This window comes from Rhizobium sp. SL86, assembly GCF_026672545.1.
Taxonomy (GTDB): domain Bacteria; phylum Pseudomonadota; class Alphaproteobacteria; order Rhizobiales; family Rhizobiaceae; genus Neorhizobium.
Map to the genome: position 1 here is coordinate 75,141 of NZ_JAPPRJ010000008.1, position 16,163 is coordinate 91,303.

Below are 16,163 nucleotides of genomic sequence, written 5' to 3' on the forward strand. Positions count from 1 at the left end.
TTGGCGATGGGTTGGCGTGCCGGGATGACCCCTCATCCGCCCTTCGGGCACCTTCTCCCCAAGGGGAGAAGAGATGGCCGCACCGCTTGCGGTTCTCCTCTCCCCTTGGGGAGAGGGTGGCCGAGCGAAGCGGAGGCGGGTGAGGGGGCGCCCCGGACGAAGCGCTTATGCAATCCTATTCCCCCGCTTCGGCAAAGGCCTGCAAACCGGGGAACAGGTAGTTCTTGCCGGCCTTGAAATCGAAATCGGGGTTTTCCCAGGCAATCATCTTGCCGGGGTTCAGCAGGCCCTTCGGATCGGTTTCCTTCTTGAAGGCCAGTTGCACCTCGTCGGTCTGCTTCATGCCGCCTTCCTCCAGCGTGTAGCGGTGCGGGTTGAAGATGGGGCAGCCATGATCCTCGTGGATGCGGATGATCTCCTCCAGCCGCTCCTTCGTTGTATAGCGCACCAGCGGCAGGCCGGCGCATTGCATGTTGCCGTCGAACTTGATGAATTCCAGGTGGCCGGGCACCTCGTCGCCAAAGATTTCGACCATCTTGCCGACCTTGGCGACATGGTCCGGGCTCGGATACTGCACCTGAAGATAGGTAAAGGTTGGATCGACCTTCAGCGCGCGCAGCGTTGTGTGGTTCCAGGCGAGCTCGTAGGCATGCGGTATGCCCTTCATGCTCTCGACCATGTCGGAGCGGAACAGGATTTCGCCCTTCATGCGCTGCGTCAGCGCCACAAAGGCAGCCACCGAATGCGGCGCCACCATCACGACGACGATCGACTGGTCCCGATGGCGAATGAACGGCTTGTGGCGCGGGAAATAGTCATACGGGATCGGCGCCGCGATCGGGGCGATCTCCTTCAGGAGCAGCCCGTTCTTGTGGGCGAGCACGTCGGAGAAACGCACCGCATCCATGAAATCGTCGTAACCGACCAGCACGTCCACCCAGTCATAGGCCGGCGCCAGCGGCATCTCGACCTCGGTGATGATGCCGTTGGTACCATAGGCGTGGCTGACCTTCTGCAGGTCCCAGGCGGTCAGTTCCAGCACCCGCGGTTCCGCCTCCATGGTGACCACGCGCAGGCGCAGGATATTGCCGAGGTCGCGAAGGCCGCCCCAGTGGATGGAGCCGACACCGCCGGAGCCGCCGGCGATGAAACCGCCGATGGTGGCCGTCTGGGCGGTGGACGGGTGGAAACGCAGTTCCTGGCCGGAATGCGCCTTCGTCTGTTTGTCGAGTTCCGCGATGATGATGCCGGGCTCGCAGATGACGCGGCCGGGGTGGATTTCCTTGACCTTGTTCATGTTGATGAGGTTCAAGACGATGCCGCCGGACAGCGGCATGGCCTGGCCGTAATTGCCGGTGCCGGCGCCACGCGGGGTGACCGGCACGCCATGCGCGAAAGCCACCTTCAGCGTGCGGATGACCTCGTCTTCCGATTTCGGCGAGACGACGAGATCGGCCGTGACATGGTCGAGCTCCGCCTTCAGGATCGGCGAATACCAATAGAAGTCCCGGCTTTTCTGGCGCACCAGCGCCGGATTGTCCTCCACCGCGATGCCTTCGAGGTCTTTCTTGATCTGTGCGTAATCGGCCATGGCGCTCACTTCATCAGGATCGGGTCAAGGTCACGGTAATCCGGCAGGCGGCGGTCGATGCCCATGCCATTCCGCATCACGATGCGGTCCGCCTGCGGACGGGAAAGGAATTCGCTCCAGCGCCTTGCGCTGAAAAGCACCAGATCGGCGGGGGCTCCCGCCGCGATGCGGCCGATGTCCGGCCGGCCGAGAATGTCGGCGGGCGTCGTGGTGACGACGCGCGCGGCCTCATCCAGCGGATGGTCGAGATGCAGAATGCGCACGGCCTCGCGCAAGACTTCCACGCCGTCGAGATCCCCATAGGCGTAGAAGGGGTCGCGGGTATTATCCGAGGAGACGGCGGTCTTCACGCCGGCGGCCGCCAGTTCATGGAACAGCGTCACGCCGCGCCAGCGTGGTGTGCGGCCTGCATGGCGATCCTGCAGATACATGTTGCACATCGGCAGTGAGACGACGGACAGGCCGGCTTCCGCCACAAGATCAATCGTCCGCTTGGCGAGTTCATCATCCTGCCTTGCCAGCGAGCAGCAATGGCCGACGGTGACCGCGCCCTCAAAGCCGGTCTTCAGCTTGATCTCGGCAATCGTCTTCAGGGTGAGAACCTGTTTGTCCTCGGTCTCGTCCACATGCAGATCGATGTCGAGCCCGTTGTCGCTGGCTGCCCGAAACAGCGTCTCGAGGATCTTTTCGAAATCGGGCAGGATGCGGGTCGCACCACCGAGCAACCCGCCATGGCGTTTCGTCACCGCGACGATATCGCCGAAGACGGCCGGGTCGAGTACGGATTCGAGCGGCAGCAATGCCACGGCCTGCAGCGCGACCTTGTCCTTCCACTCCTCGCGGATTTCGGAAAACACCTCGAAGGAAATGCGGTGCTGCGGCGGAATGCTATCCAGATGGGTGCGGATCAGCTTGGTGCCATGCGCATAAGCCGTCTTCAGCGAAAATTCCATGCGGGCACGCACATCGTCTGCCGACCAGTTGGCCGTGCGATCAGCACTGACGTTTTCCAGAGCCCCCATGAACGTGCCGTCCGGATTGCGGCGGCGCTCCCAGATATGGCCCTTGTCGAGATGGGTGTGCATGTCGACGAAACAGGGCCAGACCATGCCGTCGCGCAGATCGGTGCGGGGCAAAGCGGCCGGTGCGGTGCCGGGGGTGAGGATGGCGTCGATCCTGCCATTGGCGATCACCAGATCGGCGGCGACCAGACCCTCTTTCGCCGGGGCTGAAAACCCTTCCACCGTGATGGCCGGCAGCGTGGCATTGGCCAGCACGAAATGCGGTGCGTTGGGAAGTTCGGCAAAGGACATCAGTTTTCTCTCCGGAGGCTGCTTTCGTGCCAGCGATGCAGGCTGAGCCAGGCGATGAAGGAGGTTATGCCGAAGATCACCACGCCCAGCACCGAGAGCAGGATGAGGGCGGCAAACAGGCGCGGGATGTTGAGGCGGTACTGGGCTTCGAGCAGGCGGAAGGCGAGGCCGGATCCGGCACCCGCGGACCCGGCGGCAAATTCCGCCACGACGGCGGCAATCAGGGAGAGGCCACCGCCGATCTTGAGGCCGGTCATGAAATAGGGAAGCGAGGCGGGCAGCTTCAGATAGAGCAGGGTCTGGAACCGCGAGGCGCCATAGAGATCGAACAGGTTCAACAGGTTATGATCGACGCTTTTCAGGCCCTGCACCATGTTCGAGAGGATTGGGAAAAAGGCGACGAGGAAGGCGCAGATGAGCAGTGCCACCTGGGTCGTCGGCGCATAGATCAGGATCAGCGGCGCAATCGCCACGATCGGTGTCACCTGCAGAATGACGGCGATCGGATAAAAGGCCGTCTCGATCCATTTCGACTGGACGAGGAAGATGGCGATGCCGACACCGCCGATGAGTGCCAGGCCAAGGGCTGCCATGGTGATCTTGGTGGTGACCCAGAGCGCAGGCGAGAGCGTGCCCCAGTCCTTGACCAGCGCACCGGCAACGGCGCCCGGGCCGGGCAGGATATATTGCGGCACGCCGGTCGCCGTCACGAGAACCTGCCAGAGCAGGATGAGGGCGATCACGACGCTGATCGGGATCAGGATCCGCAGCATGGTTTCGCGGTGGCGCGCGACGAGCGATTGTTCGGGCGACATCAATGCATCTCCAGTCCGTCGGCCAGCGGGAAGCCGATGGCCTCCAGCAGCGATTGCGAGACCTTTTCGCAGGTGGCGCGATACTCTTCCGAGGTCCGGTAGAGCGGGCCGCGCTCCAGGCTGGTGGCGAGCGGGAAATCCGCATGTACGCGGCCCGGCCGTGCCTTCATCACCACGATGCGGTTGGAGAGATAGGCACTCTCGAACACCGAATGGGTGACGAAGATGACGGTGATGCCCGTCTCCCGCCACAGGCGCAAAACGTCGTCATTCAGTTTCTGGCGGGTGATCTCGTCGAGTGCCGCGAAGGGCTCGTCCATCAAAAGCAGCTTCGGTTTCGTTACCAGTGCGCGGGCGATCGAGACACGCATCTTCATGCCGCCCGACAGTTCGCGCGGATAGGCATCGGCGAAATCCTTGAGCCCCACGGTTTCCAGACAGGCCATGATGTCCTGGCGCGCCGCCGTCTTGGAAATGCCGCGCAGGCGAAGCGGCAGGTAGACATTGCCGAACACCGTCTGCCAGGGCATCAGCGTCGGTTCCTGGAAGACAAACGAGATATCCCCTTCCGGAAGCCCCTTGGCATTGATGCGCGAGGCGGGCCAGTCAATGGTGCCGGAGGTGACGTCGCCAAGGCCCGAGATGATCCGCAGCGCCGTCGACTTGCCGCAGCCGGAGGGACCGAGCAGGCTGACGAACTCGCCACTTTCCACCGTCAAGGACATGTCCGACAGCGCGAGCGTGCCGCTGGAGAAACTCTTCGACACGTTGGACATCACCACCAGCGGGCGCTTGGGGGATGGGGAGGGGGGGTGTTGCTCGAGCGATTGCAAATCTGTCATTCCGTCACGCGATCAAAGGGCTGGCCTTCGGTATTCTTGCGGAAGACAAAGCGGGGGTCGTACCCCCCTCTGTCCTGCCGGACATCTCCCCCTCAAGGGGGGAGATCGATATGTGGCACCCGTCCCGCTCCCCACACACGTCGCCATGGCGAGAATGGCCTCCATGAACACGCCCTTCTCGCTCAGAGCGCCGGCGACAGTGAGGAGGCGAAGAGCTTGCTTCCTGCCGATCTCCCCCCTTGAGGGGGAGATGTCCGGCAGGACAGAGGGGGGTGACGGTTCCTGACTGGCTTACTTCTTCAGCGCCATGCCGACGCCCTTGCAGACGAACTTGGTGGTGTAGGCCTTCTTGTAGTCGAGGTCCTTCGGCTCCACGCCGATCTGCACCATCTCGTCGAAGAACTTCTTGTAGCGTTCGTCCGTCATGCAGCCGATGCCCTTGGTCAGAGCCTCGCCGGATTCCAGGATGCCGTATTCCTTCATCTTGGCGATGGAATAGGCGATCTGACCATCCGTCATTTCCGGATTGTCCTTCTTGATCAGGTCGTTGGCCTTCTTGTTGTCGCCGTAGATGTAATTGTACCAGCCCTCGATCGAGGCATCGACGAAACGCTGCACCACGTCCGGCTTCTTGTCGATCATGCCCTGCGTGGTGGTGATCATCGTGGAATAGGGGTTGTAACCCGCATCGGCGAGCAGGAAGACCTTCGGCGCCCAGCCGGCCTGTTTTTCGATCTCATAGGGTTCCGAGGTCAGGTAACCCTGCTGGGCGGACTTCTTGTCGGCGATGAAGGGCGCCGGGTTGAAGGTGTAGGGCTTGTACTGCTCCTCCTTGAAACCCTTGAAGTTCTTCTTCATCCACTCGAAATAGGTGACATAACCGTCCTTGCCCATGAAGATGGTGTCGAGCTTGGCGAGATCCTCGAATTTCTCGACGCCCGCATCCGGATGGGCGAGCAGAACCTGCGGGTCCTTCTGGAAGATCGAGGCAACCGAGATCATCGGAATGCCTTCCTTCACCGCATCCATGTCGCCAAGCGGGCCGCCCATGTAGAAATCCACCTTGCCGGCGATCAGCAGCGCGCGGTTGGCGGCGTTCGGGCCGCCTTGGATGATCGTGACCTTCAGCCCGTATTTCTCATAGGTGCCGTCGGCCACGGCCTGGTAGAAACCGCCGTGTTCAGCCTGGGCGAGCCAGTTCGTGCCGTAGGAGACCTCGTCGAGGGCGAAAGCCTCACCCGAAGCGGCGAGGCCGAAGCCGATTGCGAGAGCGGCAAGCGATGCCTTGATTGTCATGTGCGTGTTCATCCGACGTTCCCTTGTTCTCCGGAGACAGCCTCTTTTCAGGCTTTCATTTTTTCCCATTTCAGCCATTGCTTTTGACCTTTGAAAAGCGCCAAAATTCGCTCGGAACGATGCCTTATTGGCATCGCTTGACGGTCGGATGCACAAATTGTGCGTCGTGGTGAAATTTAAAGCAACGGGCCTGTGATGCTCCATTCGCGAAAACTGCATTACATCGACGAAATTGCCCGCGCCGGCTCCATTCGCAAGGCGGCGCAGCGGCTGAACGTTGCCTCTTCCGCCATCAACCGGCAGATCCTGGCGCTCGAGGAAGAGCTTGGTGTGCCGATCTTCGAACGCCTGCCGCGCGGGCTGCGGCTGACAGCGGCGGGAGAACTGTGCATCGAACATATCCGCGAGGTGCTGAAGGCATATGACAAGCTGGAAACCCGGGTCCGGGGCCTGAAACTGCCGCAAGGCGGGCGCGTGTCGATGGTCTCGACCGTTGGTCTTGCGGCTGGTCCGCTGCCGGAAATCGTCGCCCGTTTCGTCGAGCAGCATCCGCGCATGCGCCTGCAGCTGGCGATCGACGGGGCGACGACCACCGCCAATCCGGTGCTGTCCGGCGAAGTGGATCTCGGCATCGGCTTCAACATTCCGGCCACCGCCGGGCTTCGCACGCTGGCGAGTTTCGATATCCCGATCGGCGTCGTTTTGCCGCCGGATCATCGGCTGGCGAAGGAGGAAGGGCCGCTGGAGCTTGCCAAGGTGGTGCAGGAACCGCTGGTCCTCGCCCAGTCCGGCATGAGCCTGCGCAGCATGATCAACCTCATCCTTGCACCGCTTCCTGCGCCGGTGGAGCCGGTCGTCGAAAGCGGCGGGCCGGAAACGCTGCGCCATCTCGTCAAGCGCGGCACGGGGCTCACCTTCCTCAATCCGCTCGACGTGATCGGCGACTGCCGCCGCGGCGAACTGGTCTTCCGGCCTCTCGCCGAACCGCACCGCCGCCAGCAGCCGCTGAAGATCTTTGCCCGGTCGCGCGCCACGCTTGACACGGCGGCGAGCCTGTTCGTCGAATTCCTGCTGGGCGAGCTGACGGTGCTGGTGGGGGAACTGGAGGCCAAGGGGCATGTGCCGAAGCAGAACGCGGCTGGTTTTTCACAACGGGATTGAGAGTGCGCGACCTACTGCATCTGCGGGGTAAAGGCCCCTCCCGCGAGGTACAGTCCGCTGATGAAGATGGGGTTGGTGCGGTATTCACGACACTGCCCCCTCTCCCCGCCTGCGGGGAGAGGGGTGGGGTGAGGGGCTTTGGCGGCGCAAAAGCGTGTGGCTTGCCCCTCATCCGGCCTGCCGGCCACCGTCTCCCCACCGAGCGGGGAGAAGAATAATCGCGGCAACCTTTCGGCCCAAAGCAACGGCGGAGGGGGAGCGGCTTGCTCAGACGTTGATCGCTTCGGAAAAATCAGTCATCGCGAATACAGCGCGCTCAGCGGATAATTTTCCAGATCGCGCAGCAGCTCGATGAAGCCCGCCACCTGGTGGCGGCAGATGGCTTCGCCCTTGTCCGCCGTGCCGGCTGCCGCATTGCCGACGACGCCGTTGGGGTTGAGGTCGTGGGCGATCCAGGCGAGCGAATGGGGCGGGAGCGGCTGCAGGAAACGCGAGTTCTCCTTCATCCATTCGGCGCGCGAGGCAAAGTTTTCCGCCTTGTCCATCCGCACCAGGTCGGGGCGGAAATACAGCATCAGCGAGGTTTCCACCTCGCCGCCGTGAATGCCGAAGGCCTGTTCATGGGCGCTCACCATGCCGTCCGGATGGCCGAAGCGGCCCCATTGCGTGGCCACCACCGCCATGCCGAAACGCACCCGCATCTCGCGCGCCACGATGTTCATGATGTCGAGATTGCCGCCGTGCGAATTGACCATCACCAGCTTTTTCACGCCGGCTTCCGCCACCTTGCCGCCGATCGCCGTCCACATCGGGATCAGAAGTTCGGCGGAATAGGAGAGGGTGCCGGGACCGTAGATGTGTTCGTTCGCCTTGCCGATCTCCTGCGTGGGCAGCACCAGGATGTCGAGATCCTCCGGGCGCTGGCGCTTCAGCTCGGCCAGCATGCCGTTGGCGATCGCCACATCGGTTGCGATCGGCAAATGCGGGCCGTGCTGCTCGGTGGAGGCCAGCGGCAGGATGGCAATGGTCCGGTCTGCGGAAAGGCTCGCGAAATCGAGCGTGTTCAGTTCGTTCCAGTAAAACGGCTTGGCCATGGCGCTTTTGTCTCCCTGACGGCAATCCCTCTTGGTTAGGAGATGATGGCGGGGCCGAAAAGCGCCAAATTCCGCGCGGCTTGCTCTCTTTTTGCGATCGCTTGTGACGACCGCCCGCAGTTCAACCGTCCTGCGGCTTCCACCGTTCGGCAATCGCAATGCCGCCAAGCGCCAGCACCAGGGCCACGATATGGAACGTGTAGAGTTCCTCGCCGATGATGAGGACGGAAAGAAGCGTGCCGAACACCGGAACGAGGTTGATGAACAGGCCGGCCCGGTTGGCGCCGATATGGTCGATGCCTTGGATATAGGAGATCTGCGCGATCAGTGAGGCGAAGAGGCCGGTATAAAGCGCCGCCGCCCAGCCGGGGGCATCCGGCCAGATCATCGTCCCGCGGCTCCACTCCCAGGCCACCAGCGGCAGGGTGCACAGGAGCGCGACGAGCGCCGGGATCGCCATCATCGTGCGCCAGTCAACCGGCGGGCGCCAGCGCAGCGCAATCGTATAGGCGGCATAGGCGACAACCGCGATCAGCATCAGCCCGTCGCCGAAATTGACGCTGAGCGACAGCAGCGTCGCGAGATCTCCGTGCGAGGCGGTCAACGCCACGCCGATCAGCGTCAGCGAAAAACCCAGCACCTGGGCGAGCGAGATGCGGATGCGAAACAGCAGGAAATTGGCGAGGAAGATCAGGAAGGGAATGCCGGCCTGTTCGATCGTGACGTTGATCGCGGTGGTGTAATGCACGGCGGAATAGAGCAGCACGTTGAACAGCGTGTAGCCGACGGCGCCAAGAAAGGCCATCAGCGGCAGATGGTGTTTCACCACCGGCCAGTCCTTCTTCAACTGCGGAATGGAAATCGCAAGAATGATGGAACAGGCAAAGATCCAGCGCCACATGGTCAGCATCATCGGGCTGACGTGGCCGATGGCCAGTTTGCCGACGACGGCATTGCCGCCCCAGCTCAACGTCGCGAGGATGAGGAAAAAATAGGCTCTCAAATGCAAGGGGATCCTCCCGGATGAACGGGCGGTGCGTGCCTTCCCGATCTTCTTTGGCAGGGGAAATAGCCCTTCCATTTGCAATCTGTCACGCAAAAACAGCCGGAAAGGTCACAAACGTGTCGCTTTCCCGAAAATGACACAGTATAGATGCGCCGGTTTGAGCGGGAGTCTGGGGCCCGCAGGTACAGCAGGAAAGCTTCGAAATGACGAATGTCGTGGTAATCGGTTCGCAGTGGGGTGACGAGGGCAAGGGCAAGATTGTCGACTGGCTCTCTGAGCGCGCCGACATCGTCGTGCGCTTCCAGGGCGGTCACAATGCCGGTCATACGCTGGTGATCGACGGTGTCAGCTACAAGCTTTCGCTGCTGCCGTCGGGTGTTGTGCGTCCCGGCAAGATGGCCGTGATCGGCAATGGCGTGGTCGTCGACCCGCATGCGCTGATCGCCGAAATGGGCCGCCTGAAGGATCAGGGTGTCGAGGTGACGCCGGAAAATCTGCGGATCGCCGAAAACGCCACGCTGATTCTGTCGCTGCACCGCGAGCTTGACGGCATGCGCGAGGATGCCGCCTCCAACAGCGGCACGAAGATCGGCACCACGCGCCGCGGCATTGGCCCCGCCTATGAGGACAAGGTCGGGCGTCGCGCCATCCGCGTGATGGATCTGGCGGACCTCGAGGCGCTTGAAGGCAAGGTCGAGCGGATCCTCACCCACCACAATGCGCTGCGCCGCGGTTTTGGCGCGCCGGAGGTGGAGCACAAGACGATCATGGAGGAACTCACCTCGATCGCCGATCGTGTGCTGCCTTTCATGGATTCGGTCTGGCGGCTTCTCGACAAGGAACGCCGCAAGGGTTCGCGCATCCTGTTTGAGGGCGCGCAGGGTTCGCTGCTCGACATCGACCACGGGACCTATCCCTTCGTGACCTCGTCCAACACGGTCGCCGGTCAAGCGGCAGCCGGTTCCGGCATGGGCCCGGGTTCGCTCGGTTACATCCTAGGCATCACCAAGGCCTATACGACGCGTGTGGGCGAAGGTCCGTTCCCGACGGAACTGACGGACGAGATCGGCCAGTTTTTGGGCGAGCGCGGCCATGAATTTGGCACAGTTACCGGGCGTAAGCGTCGCTGCGGCTGGTTCGACGCGGCGCTCGTGCGCCAGTCGGTCGCCACGAACGGCATCACCGGCATTGCGCTGACCAAGCTCGACGTGCTGGATGGCCTCGACGAACTGAAGATCTGCGTCGGCTACAAGCTGGACGGACAGGAAATCGACTACCTGCCGGCAGCCCAGGCGGCACAGGCGCGTGTGGAGCCAATCTACATCACGCTGGAAGGCTGGAAGGAATCCACCGTCGGCGCCCGCAAATGGGCGGATCTGCCGGCTCAGGCAATCAAATATGTGCGCCAGGTGGAGGAACTCATCGGTGCGCCGGTGGCGCTTCTCTCCACCAGTCCGGAGCGGGACGACACAATACTTGTGACGGACCCGTTTGAAGACTAAAGTCCGGCGCTATCTACCTTTTCACTCGGCGCCAATGCCGGTGATCAAGAGAAAGTATCAATGGCTGATTTTGTAGCGGTTATTCGCCGGGCCGTCGATGGTCTGGCGAACAATACTCCCGAGATGCGTGTCCGGGTTTATGAGAAGGCTCGCAGCGCCGTTCAGCGGCAGCTGGAGAACATGAAGCCGCGCCCTTCGGACGAGATGCTGCGTCGCCAGTTGGAAAAGCTGGACGCGGCCATTGCCGCCGTGGAGGCAGAGCATGCGGAGGCTCTGCCCCCGGAACCTGCCGCACCCGTGCCGCCGGTACCGGTTTATGCCGCGCCGGAGCCGGTCGTCGAGGAAGACGCCGCTCCGCAGCCATCCGAAGAGCATCCGCCTGCCGAACAGCCTGCAGAACCGGCCCAGCCCTACGCCGAGACGTATGACGGCCACCCGGCGCACAGCGACGAGCCTGAGGCAGAAGAGGTTGCCGCAACCGAGCCTTACGCTCCGGAACCCTATCATCCCGAGGATACGGCGGCAGACGAGGTTCCCGTCACAACCGACGCCCTCGATACACCCTACGCTGCCGAACCGGTCGAGAGCGAGCCGGTCGCCGAGGCCTATTCTCCCGCACAATCGCAGCCGCCAGCCGATCCGTTTTCCGATGACGAGCATGCCACGGCAGCGGCACCCCAGCACGCCTGGTCCTCGGCCGAACCGGCCTATGAGGCTGCGGCCGAGCAGTACGAAGAGCCCGTTACCGAACCCACGGCCTGCACCCGTTGATGATGTGTGGCGTCCGGAAGAACCCGAATCCGCGTTCGAACCCAGCCTGCACGACAATCGGGAGGTGGTCTACGACCGGCCGTCCTACCACGAGCATATCGACGAGGCGGCCCACGAACCGCAGCCAGCCGAGGACACGCCGTTTGCCGCAGCACCGGTCGTAGAACCCGCTGCTGATCTCCTGGCGGATTTCGACCAGCCGAGGGCTGCCGTCTCGCAGATCCGCAACGAATGGCCGGATGCGCCGTCGACCGCTCCGAGCGTGACGTCCAGCGCCTATGACGAGGCGCCGGCTCATACGACCGATGCGAACGACTGGTATCTTCCCGAGGCGACGGTCGAGACGGATGCGCGGTTTGGCGCCAGTCAGCCGGCTGCGGCTAAACAGCCCTACGGCACGTCGGAACGGGATTGGGCCGCGCCGGGCGATTTTGGCGCGCAGGCGCCGACCGCACCCGCTCAGGGCGAACCCGAGGACATTTTCAGCGCGCATTTTGATGACGAGCAACATGCGACGGCACAGGCCCGCATGCCGGCCGTCTCCGACCTGCCCGATCTGACGGCACCGCCGGCGAAATCCGACGAGCGCGGTTATGACGACGACCCGCTGGCAGAGTTCCTGCAGCCGACGGCCGCACCGGCGAAGAGCGCGCCTGCCGCCGACGACGCGGATGATCCCTGGAACGATCTGGAAGAACTGATCGGTTATGACCGCAATGCGGCGGCAACGGGTGCAGCCGCCGGCGGACGCGATGGCCGTTCCGACAGCGCCGAACTTGAAGCGCTGATGGCCGCGCCGGTTGCCAAGTCCTACCGGATCAAACCGAAGCCGAAACGCAGTTACGCGGTGATCCTGCTTGCCGTCCTCGGCCTTGCCCTGTTGGGTGGTGGCGGTTACGCGATCTGGATGAACCGTGCGGCACTGAATTCGCTCGTTGGCAATGGCGCGGGTCCGGAGGCCTCCGGAACCGCCACGCCGGCAACGAACGCGACACAGACCGCGCAGACGACGCCGGCGGCGGCGACCACGCCTGCCGCGAATGGCGGAACGGCTCCGACTGCTGCGACGCCTGCTGCCCCGAACGAACCGGCAGGCCCGACCAAGTTCACCCAGCGGCTTCTCGCGAATGGAACGGAAGTCGACGAAGGATCGGGCGGTCCGCAGGCGACAGCCGGCGGTCAGTCGGTGGCGCAGCTGAATGCTCCCCCGGCAGACCCCGCGGCCGGCCAGCCCGCCAGCCAGGCGACCCCGGAGGCAACCGCGCCGGCGGCACCCGCCACCACGCCTTCGGAGGCGCCGGCGCTCGCGGGCGAAAAGATCTTCCTGTATGAAGAGCGTGTCGGTCAGTCGACCCCGATCGCCATCGAAGGCACCGTCTCCTGGGCGCTGCAGAACGAAGCCGGCGAAAACGGTCGTCCGGAACCGGTCGTGCAGGGACGTATCAACATTCCGGGTCGCGGCCTGACGGCGCTCGTCACCTTCAAGCGCAATACCGATCCGTCGCTGCCGGCCAGCCATCTGGTGGAATTCGTCTTCTCGCTGCCGAAGGATTTCGAGGGCGGCGCGATCGACAGCGTCTCGCGCATTTCGATGAAGTCGACAGAGCAGGATCGCGGCGATCCGCTGATTGCGGTGCCGGCGAAGATCACCGCCGATTTCCATATGGTGGCGCTGAACGACTTCCCGGATGCGCGGGCCCGCAACCTCGAGCTGCTGCGCACCCGCAACTGGATGGATGTGCCGCTGGTCTACAATACCGGTCGCCGCGCGCTTCTGACCATGCAGAAGGGCCCAACCGGAACAAAGGCCTTCGACGAGGCGATCAGCGGCTGGCAGTCTCTGGCGCCGCAGCAGGGGCAGTGATCCCGCCAGTCTACGTGATGTTTCGAGATCCGCCGAAAGGACTTTCGGCGGATCTTTTCGTATCGGAACCTTCCACCGCCGCGAACACAGAAATGCCGCGGTTGCTGTGGAACACTGCGCCAAAATCGGTGCGGGCAAATCGGTGCAGGTAAGGGGCGTGGCCATGCGTGGACGATCAGACGGCGCGCAGACCGCAGCACGCGAGGCCGGACCCGCTCTCGATATCGTAGCCGTTCACAAACGCTACGGCACGGGCCCATCCCGCGTCCTGGCGCTCGACGATCTCAGCCTTGCGGTTCCGCGTGGCGCCATCTACGGCCTTCTCGGCCCGAACGGCGCCGGCAAGAGCACGCTTTTGCGCATCATTGCCGGGCTTGTGCGGCCCGATCGCGGCTCCATTCGCATTCTTGGCGCGCCAGCGGGGCCGGCCGCGCGCCGCCGGCTCGGCATGCTGATCGAGGCACCGGCCTTTTATCCCTTCCTGACGGCCCGCGATCATCTCGACATGCTGGCGCGTGCGTCCGGCACCATGGCGCTCGTCGAGCCCGTGCTGGCGCGGATCGGTCTTGCCATGGCCGCCGACAAGAGCGTCTCCGGTTTTTCCCTCGGCATGAAACAGCGGCTCGGCATCGGCTGCGCACTCGTCGGCCAGCCGGAGATGATCGTGCTCGACGAACCGACCAATGGTCTCGATCCCGACGGCATTCTGGAAATGCGATCGCTGATGCGCGAGCTTGCCCATCGCGACGGGCTGACGGTGCTTTTGTCCAGCCATCTTCTGGACGAGGTGGAGCGGGTCTGTGACCGGGTCGCCATCCTCAGCCACGGACGGCTTGCGGCGGAAGGGGCGGTGACCGAGCTTCTCGATCGGGAGGGCCGGTTCTTCCTGAGGGTCGATACACCGGAGCGGGCGCTGGCCGAGCTGCGTGGCCTTGCAGAACCCGGCGATGACGGGATCTATCTGCGGATCGATCGTGATCGGGTGCCGCATCTCATCCGCTCTCTGGTTGGCGCAGGGATCGGCATTCACGAAGCGAAATGGGTCAAGCCGGACCTCGAATCGGTATTCCTGTCGCAAACACGCGAGGACAGAGCATGAGGGCGCTGTTTTCCGCCGAGATGCTGAAGCTTGCCCGCCAGCCGGGTGTTCTGTTTTTCGGCTTCTTTGCCGTGCCGATGCTGGCAATCCTGTTCAAGCTTATCCTGCAGGGGCTCGTACTGGTGCGGACGGGGCGTTCGACGGAGGGCAGCGTCGATCTCTTCCTGTCTGCGGCAAGGGCGCTTTCGGTGTCCGGCAATTCGCTCGGCCACCTGTTCTACGCACTCGGCGTCGCTTCGATATTCTTCCTCGAATATCGCTATTCGACCTGGCGCCTGATCGTGCCGCGCTCTGCGCGCAGCGAGCTTTTGGCGGCAAAGTTCCTGGTCTGCCTTGTCTGCCTGTCGGCCGGCCTTGTCGTGGCGGTGCTTGGTGACATGGGACTCAACCTCGCGCTTGCCCTGGTGAACGGCCAGGGACTTGCCGGGCTCAGGATCGATCTGGGTTCGGTGCCGCTTGTGGTCGCGGCCTTCGCCGCTGCGCTGCTGGAGCTTTCGGTGCTCGCAGCCCTGGTGGCGACGATCGTCATCATCTGCCGTTCGCTGGTTGCCGCGGTCCTTCCGGCCTTTCTGCTGGCGATCGGCGCCTCCATCCTGCAGCTTTATCTGGGGCGGGACGCCGACGGCCTGCCGCTGCCGAGTTATGCGGCACAGTCTGTGCGGGACTGGCTTTTTTCGGCCGGTGGTTCCGCGGCCGGTCTGGAAGGACTGCTGGTTCTCCTCGCCTGGCTCGTGGGTCTGTTGACGCTCGGGTCGATCTGGTTTGCACGCCAGCAACTGGCGACGGAATAGGTTTTTTCACGCGCTGCGTCTTCCAAAAACAAAAGCCGCCCGATCATCAGACGGGCGGCCTCGTGTTTGATGCAGTTCCTGCGCGCGACTTATGCGTCGACGACCCGCAGGGCCTTCGCCTGGGCCAGTGCTTCCTTCTGCACGGCCTCCTGCACCTTTTCAAAGGCGCGGACCTCGATCTGGCGGACACGTTCGCGGCTGATATCGAACTCGGCAGACAGCTCCTCCAGCGTGACCGGATCATCCGAGAGACGGCGGGCTTCGAAGATGCGGCGTTCGCGTTCGTTCAGCACGCCGAGTGCCTTTTCCAGCATGCGGCGGCGGGTTTCCAGCTCGTCCTGCTCGATCAGCACCTCTTCCTGGCTGTCGTGCTCATCCACTAGCCAATCCTGCCATTGGCCGGATTCGCCTTCGGTGGCGCGGATCGGCGCGTTCAGCGAGGCGTCGCCGGTGAGGCGGCGGTTCATCGAGACCACCTCCTCTTCGGAGACGTTGAGCTTTGTGGCGATCTCCTTCACCTGGTCGGGTTTCAGGTCACCTTCATCGATCGCCTGGATCTTGCCCTTCAGGCGGCGCAGGTTAAAGAACAGCCGCTTCTGGTTGGCGGTCGTGCCCATCTTCACCAGCGACCAGGAGCGCAGGATATATTCCTGGATCGAGGCCTTGATCCACCACATGGCATAGGTCGCCAGGCGGAAGCCACGTTCCGGGTCGAATTTCTTCACCGCCTGCATCAGGCCGACATTGCCTTCGGAGACGACCTCACCGATCGGCAGGCCGTAACCGCGATAGCCCATGGCGATCTTCGCCACGAGGCGCAGATGGCTGGTCACCAGCTGATGGGCGGCGTCACGATCCCCATGTTCCGCATAACGCTTGGCGAGCATATATTCCTGCTGCGGCTCCAGCATCGGGAACTTGCGGATTTCATCGAGATAACGGTTCAGTCCGGCTTCGCCGGAGGTAATCGACGGTAGAGTATTGCGGGCCATAAAGCACCCCCTTCTGATCCTTGTGC

13 protein-coding genes and 1 pseudogene are annotated in these 16,163 nt (G+C 63.2%); 6 read left to right on the forward strand and 8 right to left on the reverse strand.

Annotated elements, in window-relative coordinates; genetic code table 11:
• Positions 1 to 175: 175 nt before the first annotated feature.
• The 5 genes from OU993_RS21200 to OU993_RS21220 all read right to left on the reverse strand — a co-directional run bounded on the left by OU993_RS21200 (position 176) and on the right by OU993_RS21220 (position 5,857).
• The gene (locus OU993_RS21200) at positions 176 to 1,591 is read right to left on the reverse strand and encodes an FAD-binding oxidoreductase (RefSeq protein WP_268160822.1); all 1,416 of its coding nucleotides are present in this window, start codon (positions 1,589 to 1,591) and stop codon (positions 176 to 178) included.
• A 5-nt stretch (positions 1,592 to 1,596) separates the two neighbouring features.
• Complete coding sequence (locus tag OU993_RS21205; RefSeq protein WP_268160824.1) at positions 1,597 to 2,904, reverse strand: cytosine deaminase; 1,308 nt, start codon at positions 2,902 to 2,904, stop codon at positions 1,597 to 1,599.
• Entirely contained in the window at positions 2,904 to 3,719 is an 816-nt protein-coding gene (locus OU993_RS21210) for an ABC transporter permease (protein ID WP_268160826.1), read from the reverse strand. Before OU993_RS21210 ends, OU993_RS21205 begins: the two co-directional genes overlap by 1 nt.
• Complete coding sequence (locus tag OU993_RS21215; RefSeq protein WP_268161269.1) at positions 3,719 to 4,495, reverse strand: ABC transporter ATP-binding protein; 777 nt, start codon at positions 4,493 to 4,495, stop codon at positions 3,719 to 3,721. Before OU993_RS21215 ends, OU993_RS21210 begins: the two co-directional genes overlap by 1 nt.
• A gap of 357 nt (positions 4,496 to 4,852) precedes the next feature.
• Positions 4,853 to 5,857, reverse strand: coding sequence for an ABC transporter substrate-binding protein (locus tag OU993_RS21220; RefSeq protein WP_268160828.1), 1,005 nt, complete (start codon positions 5,855 to 5,857; stop codon positions 4,853 to 4,855).
• A 195-nt stretch (positions 5,858 to 6,052) separates the two neighbouring features.
• On the opposite strand from OU993_RS21220, the gene OU993_RS21225 reads away from it, so the two are divergent.
• Positions 6,053 to 7,018, forward strand: coding sequence for a LysR family transcriptional regulator (locus OU993_RS21225; protein ID WP_268160830.1), 966 nt, complete (start codon positions 6,053 to 6,055; stop codon positions 7,016 to 7,018).
• A 296-nt stretch (positions 7,019 to 7,314) separates the two neighbouring features.
• Here OU993_RS21225 and OU993_RS21230 read toward each other — a convergent pair whose 3' ends face one another.
• Together OU993_RS21230 and OU993_RS21235 are read right to left on the reverse strand one after the other, a co-directional pair.
• Positions 7,315 to 8,112 (reverse strand): creatininase family protein, encoded by a 798-nt coding sequence (locus OU993_RS21230; protein ID WP_268160832.1) that lies wholly within the window; start codon positions 8,110 to 8,112, stop codon positions 7,315 to 7,317.
• Positions 8,113 to 8,233: 121 nt separating this feature from the next.
• The gene (locus OU993_RS21235) at positions 8,234 to 9,121 is read right to left on the reverse strand and encodes a DMT family transporter (RefSeq protein WP_268160833.1); all 888 of its coding nucleotides are present in this window, start codon (positions 9,119 to 9,121) and stop codon (positions 8,234 to 8,236) included.
• A 200-nt stretch (positions 9,122 to 9,321) separates the two neighbouring features.
• On the opposite strand from OU993_RS21235, the gene OU993_RS21240 reads away from it, so the two are divergent.
• The 5 genes and pseudogenes from OU993_RS21240 (at position 9,322) to OU993_RS21260 (ending at position 15,145) form a co-directional block, all read left to right on the forward strand.
• Positions 9,322 to 10,620 (forward strand): adenylosuccinate synthase, encoded by a 1,299-nt coding sequence (locus tag OU993_RS21240; RefSeq protein ID WP_268160835.1) that lies wholly within the window; start codon positions 9,322 to 9,324, stop codon positions 10,618 to 10,620.
• Positions 10,621 to 10,680: 60 nt separating this feature from the next.
• A pseudogene (locus tag OU993_RS28955) lies at positions 10,681 to 10,899 on the forward strand (hypothetical protein); the annotation flags it as partial.
• A 556-nt stretch (positions 10,900 to 11,455) separates the two neighbouring features.
• The gene (locus OU993_RS21250) at positions 11,456 to 13,255 is read left to right on the forward strand and encodes a hypothetical protein (RefSeq protein ID WP_268160839.1); all 1,800 of its coding nucleotides are present in this window, start codon (positions 11,456 to 11,458) and stop codon (positions 13,253 to 13,255) included.
• Positions 13,256 to 13,418: 163 nt separating this feature from the next.
• A complete protein-coding gene (locus OU993_RS21255; protein WP_268160841.1) occupies positions 13,419 to 14,354 on the forward strand; it encodes an ABC transporter ATP-binding protein in 936 nt (311 codons plus the stop codon).
• On the forward strand, positions 14,351 to 15,145 hold the full coding sequence (locus OU993_RS21260; RefSeq protein WP_268160843.1) for a hypothetical protein: 795 nt from the start codon (positions 14,351 to 14,353) through the stop codon (positions 15,143 to 15,145). Before OU993_RS21255 ends, OU993_RS21260 begins: the two co-directional genes overlap by 4 nt.
• A gap of 89 nt (positions 15,146 to 15,234) precedes the next feature.
• On the opposite strand, the gene rpoH is transcribed toward OU993_RS21260, so the two are convergent.
• The gene (gene rpoH / locus OU993_RS21265) at positions 15,235 to 16,137 is read right to left on the reverse strand and encodes an RNA polymerase sigma factor RpoH (protein WP_268160845.1); all 903 of its coding nucleotides are present in this window, start codon (positions 16,135 to 16,137) and stop codon (positions 15,235 to 15,237) included.
• Between the last annotated feature and the right edge of the window lie 26 nt (positions 16,138 to 16,163).

Excerpts from the sequence above, each read along its gene's own strand:
- OU993_RS21230 (WP_268160832.1), bottom strand. The coding sequence starts at position 8,112 with ATGGCCAAGCCGTTTTACTGGAACGAACTGAACACGCTCGATTTCGCG.
- OU993_RS21260 (WP_268160843.1), top strand. The coding sequence starts at position 14,351 with ATGAGGGCGCTGTTTTCCGCCGAGATGCTGAAGCTTGCCCGCCAGCCG.
- OU993_RS21205 (WP_268160824.1), bottom strand. The coding sequence starts at position 2,904 with ATGTCCTTTGCCGAACTTCCCAACGCACCGCATTTCGTGCTGGCCAAT.
- OU993_RS21215 (WP_268161269.1), bottom strand. The coding sequence starts at position 4,495 with ATGTCCAACGTGTCGAAGAGTTTCTCCAGCGGCACGCTCGCGCTGTCG.
- OU993_RS21200 (WP_268160822.1), bottom strand. The coding sequence starts at position 1,591 with ATGGCCGATTACGCACAGATCAAGAAAGACCTCGAAGGCATCGCGGTG.
- OU993_RS21210 (WP_268160826.1), bottom strand. The coding sequence starts at position 3,719 with ATGTCGCCCGAACAATCGCTCGTCGCGCGCCACCGCGAAACCATGCTG.
- OU993_RS21240 (WP_268160835.1), top strand. The coding sequence starts at position 9,322 with ATGACGAATGTCGTGGTAATCGGTTCGCAGTGGGGTGACGAGGGCAAG.
- OU993_RS21220 (WP_268160828.1), bottom strand. The coding sequence starts at position 5,857 with ATGACAATCAAGGCATCGCTTGCCGCTCTCGCAATCGGCTTCGGCCTC.
- OU993_RS21225 (WP_268160830.1), top strand. The coding sequence starts at position 6,053 with ATGCTCCATTCGCGAAAACTGCATTACATCGACGAAATTGCCCGCGCC.
- OU993_RS21255 (WP_268160841.1), top strand. The coding sequence starts at position 13,419 with ATGCGTGGACGATCAGACGGCGCGCAGACCGCAGCACGCGAGGCCGGA.
- rpoH (WP_268160845.1), bottom strand. The coding sequence starts at position 16,137 with ATGGCCCGCAATACTCTACCGTCGATTACCTCCGGCGAAGCCGGACTG.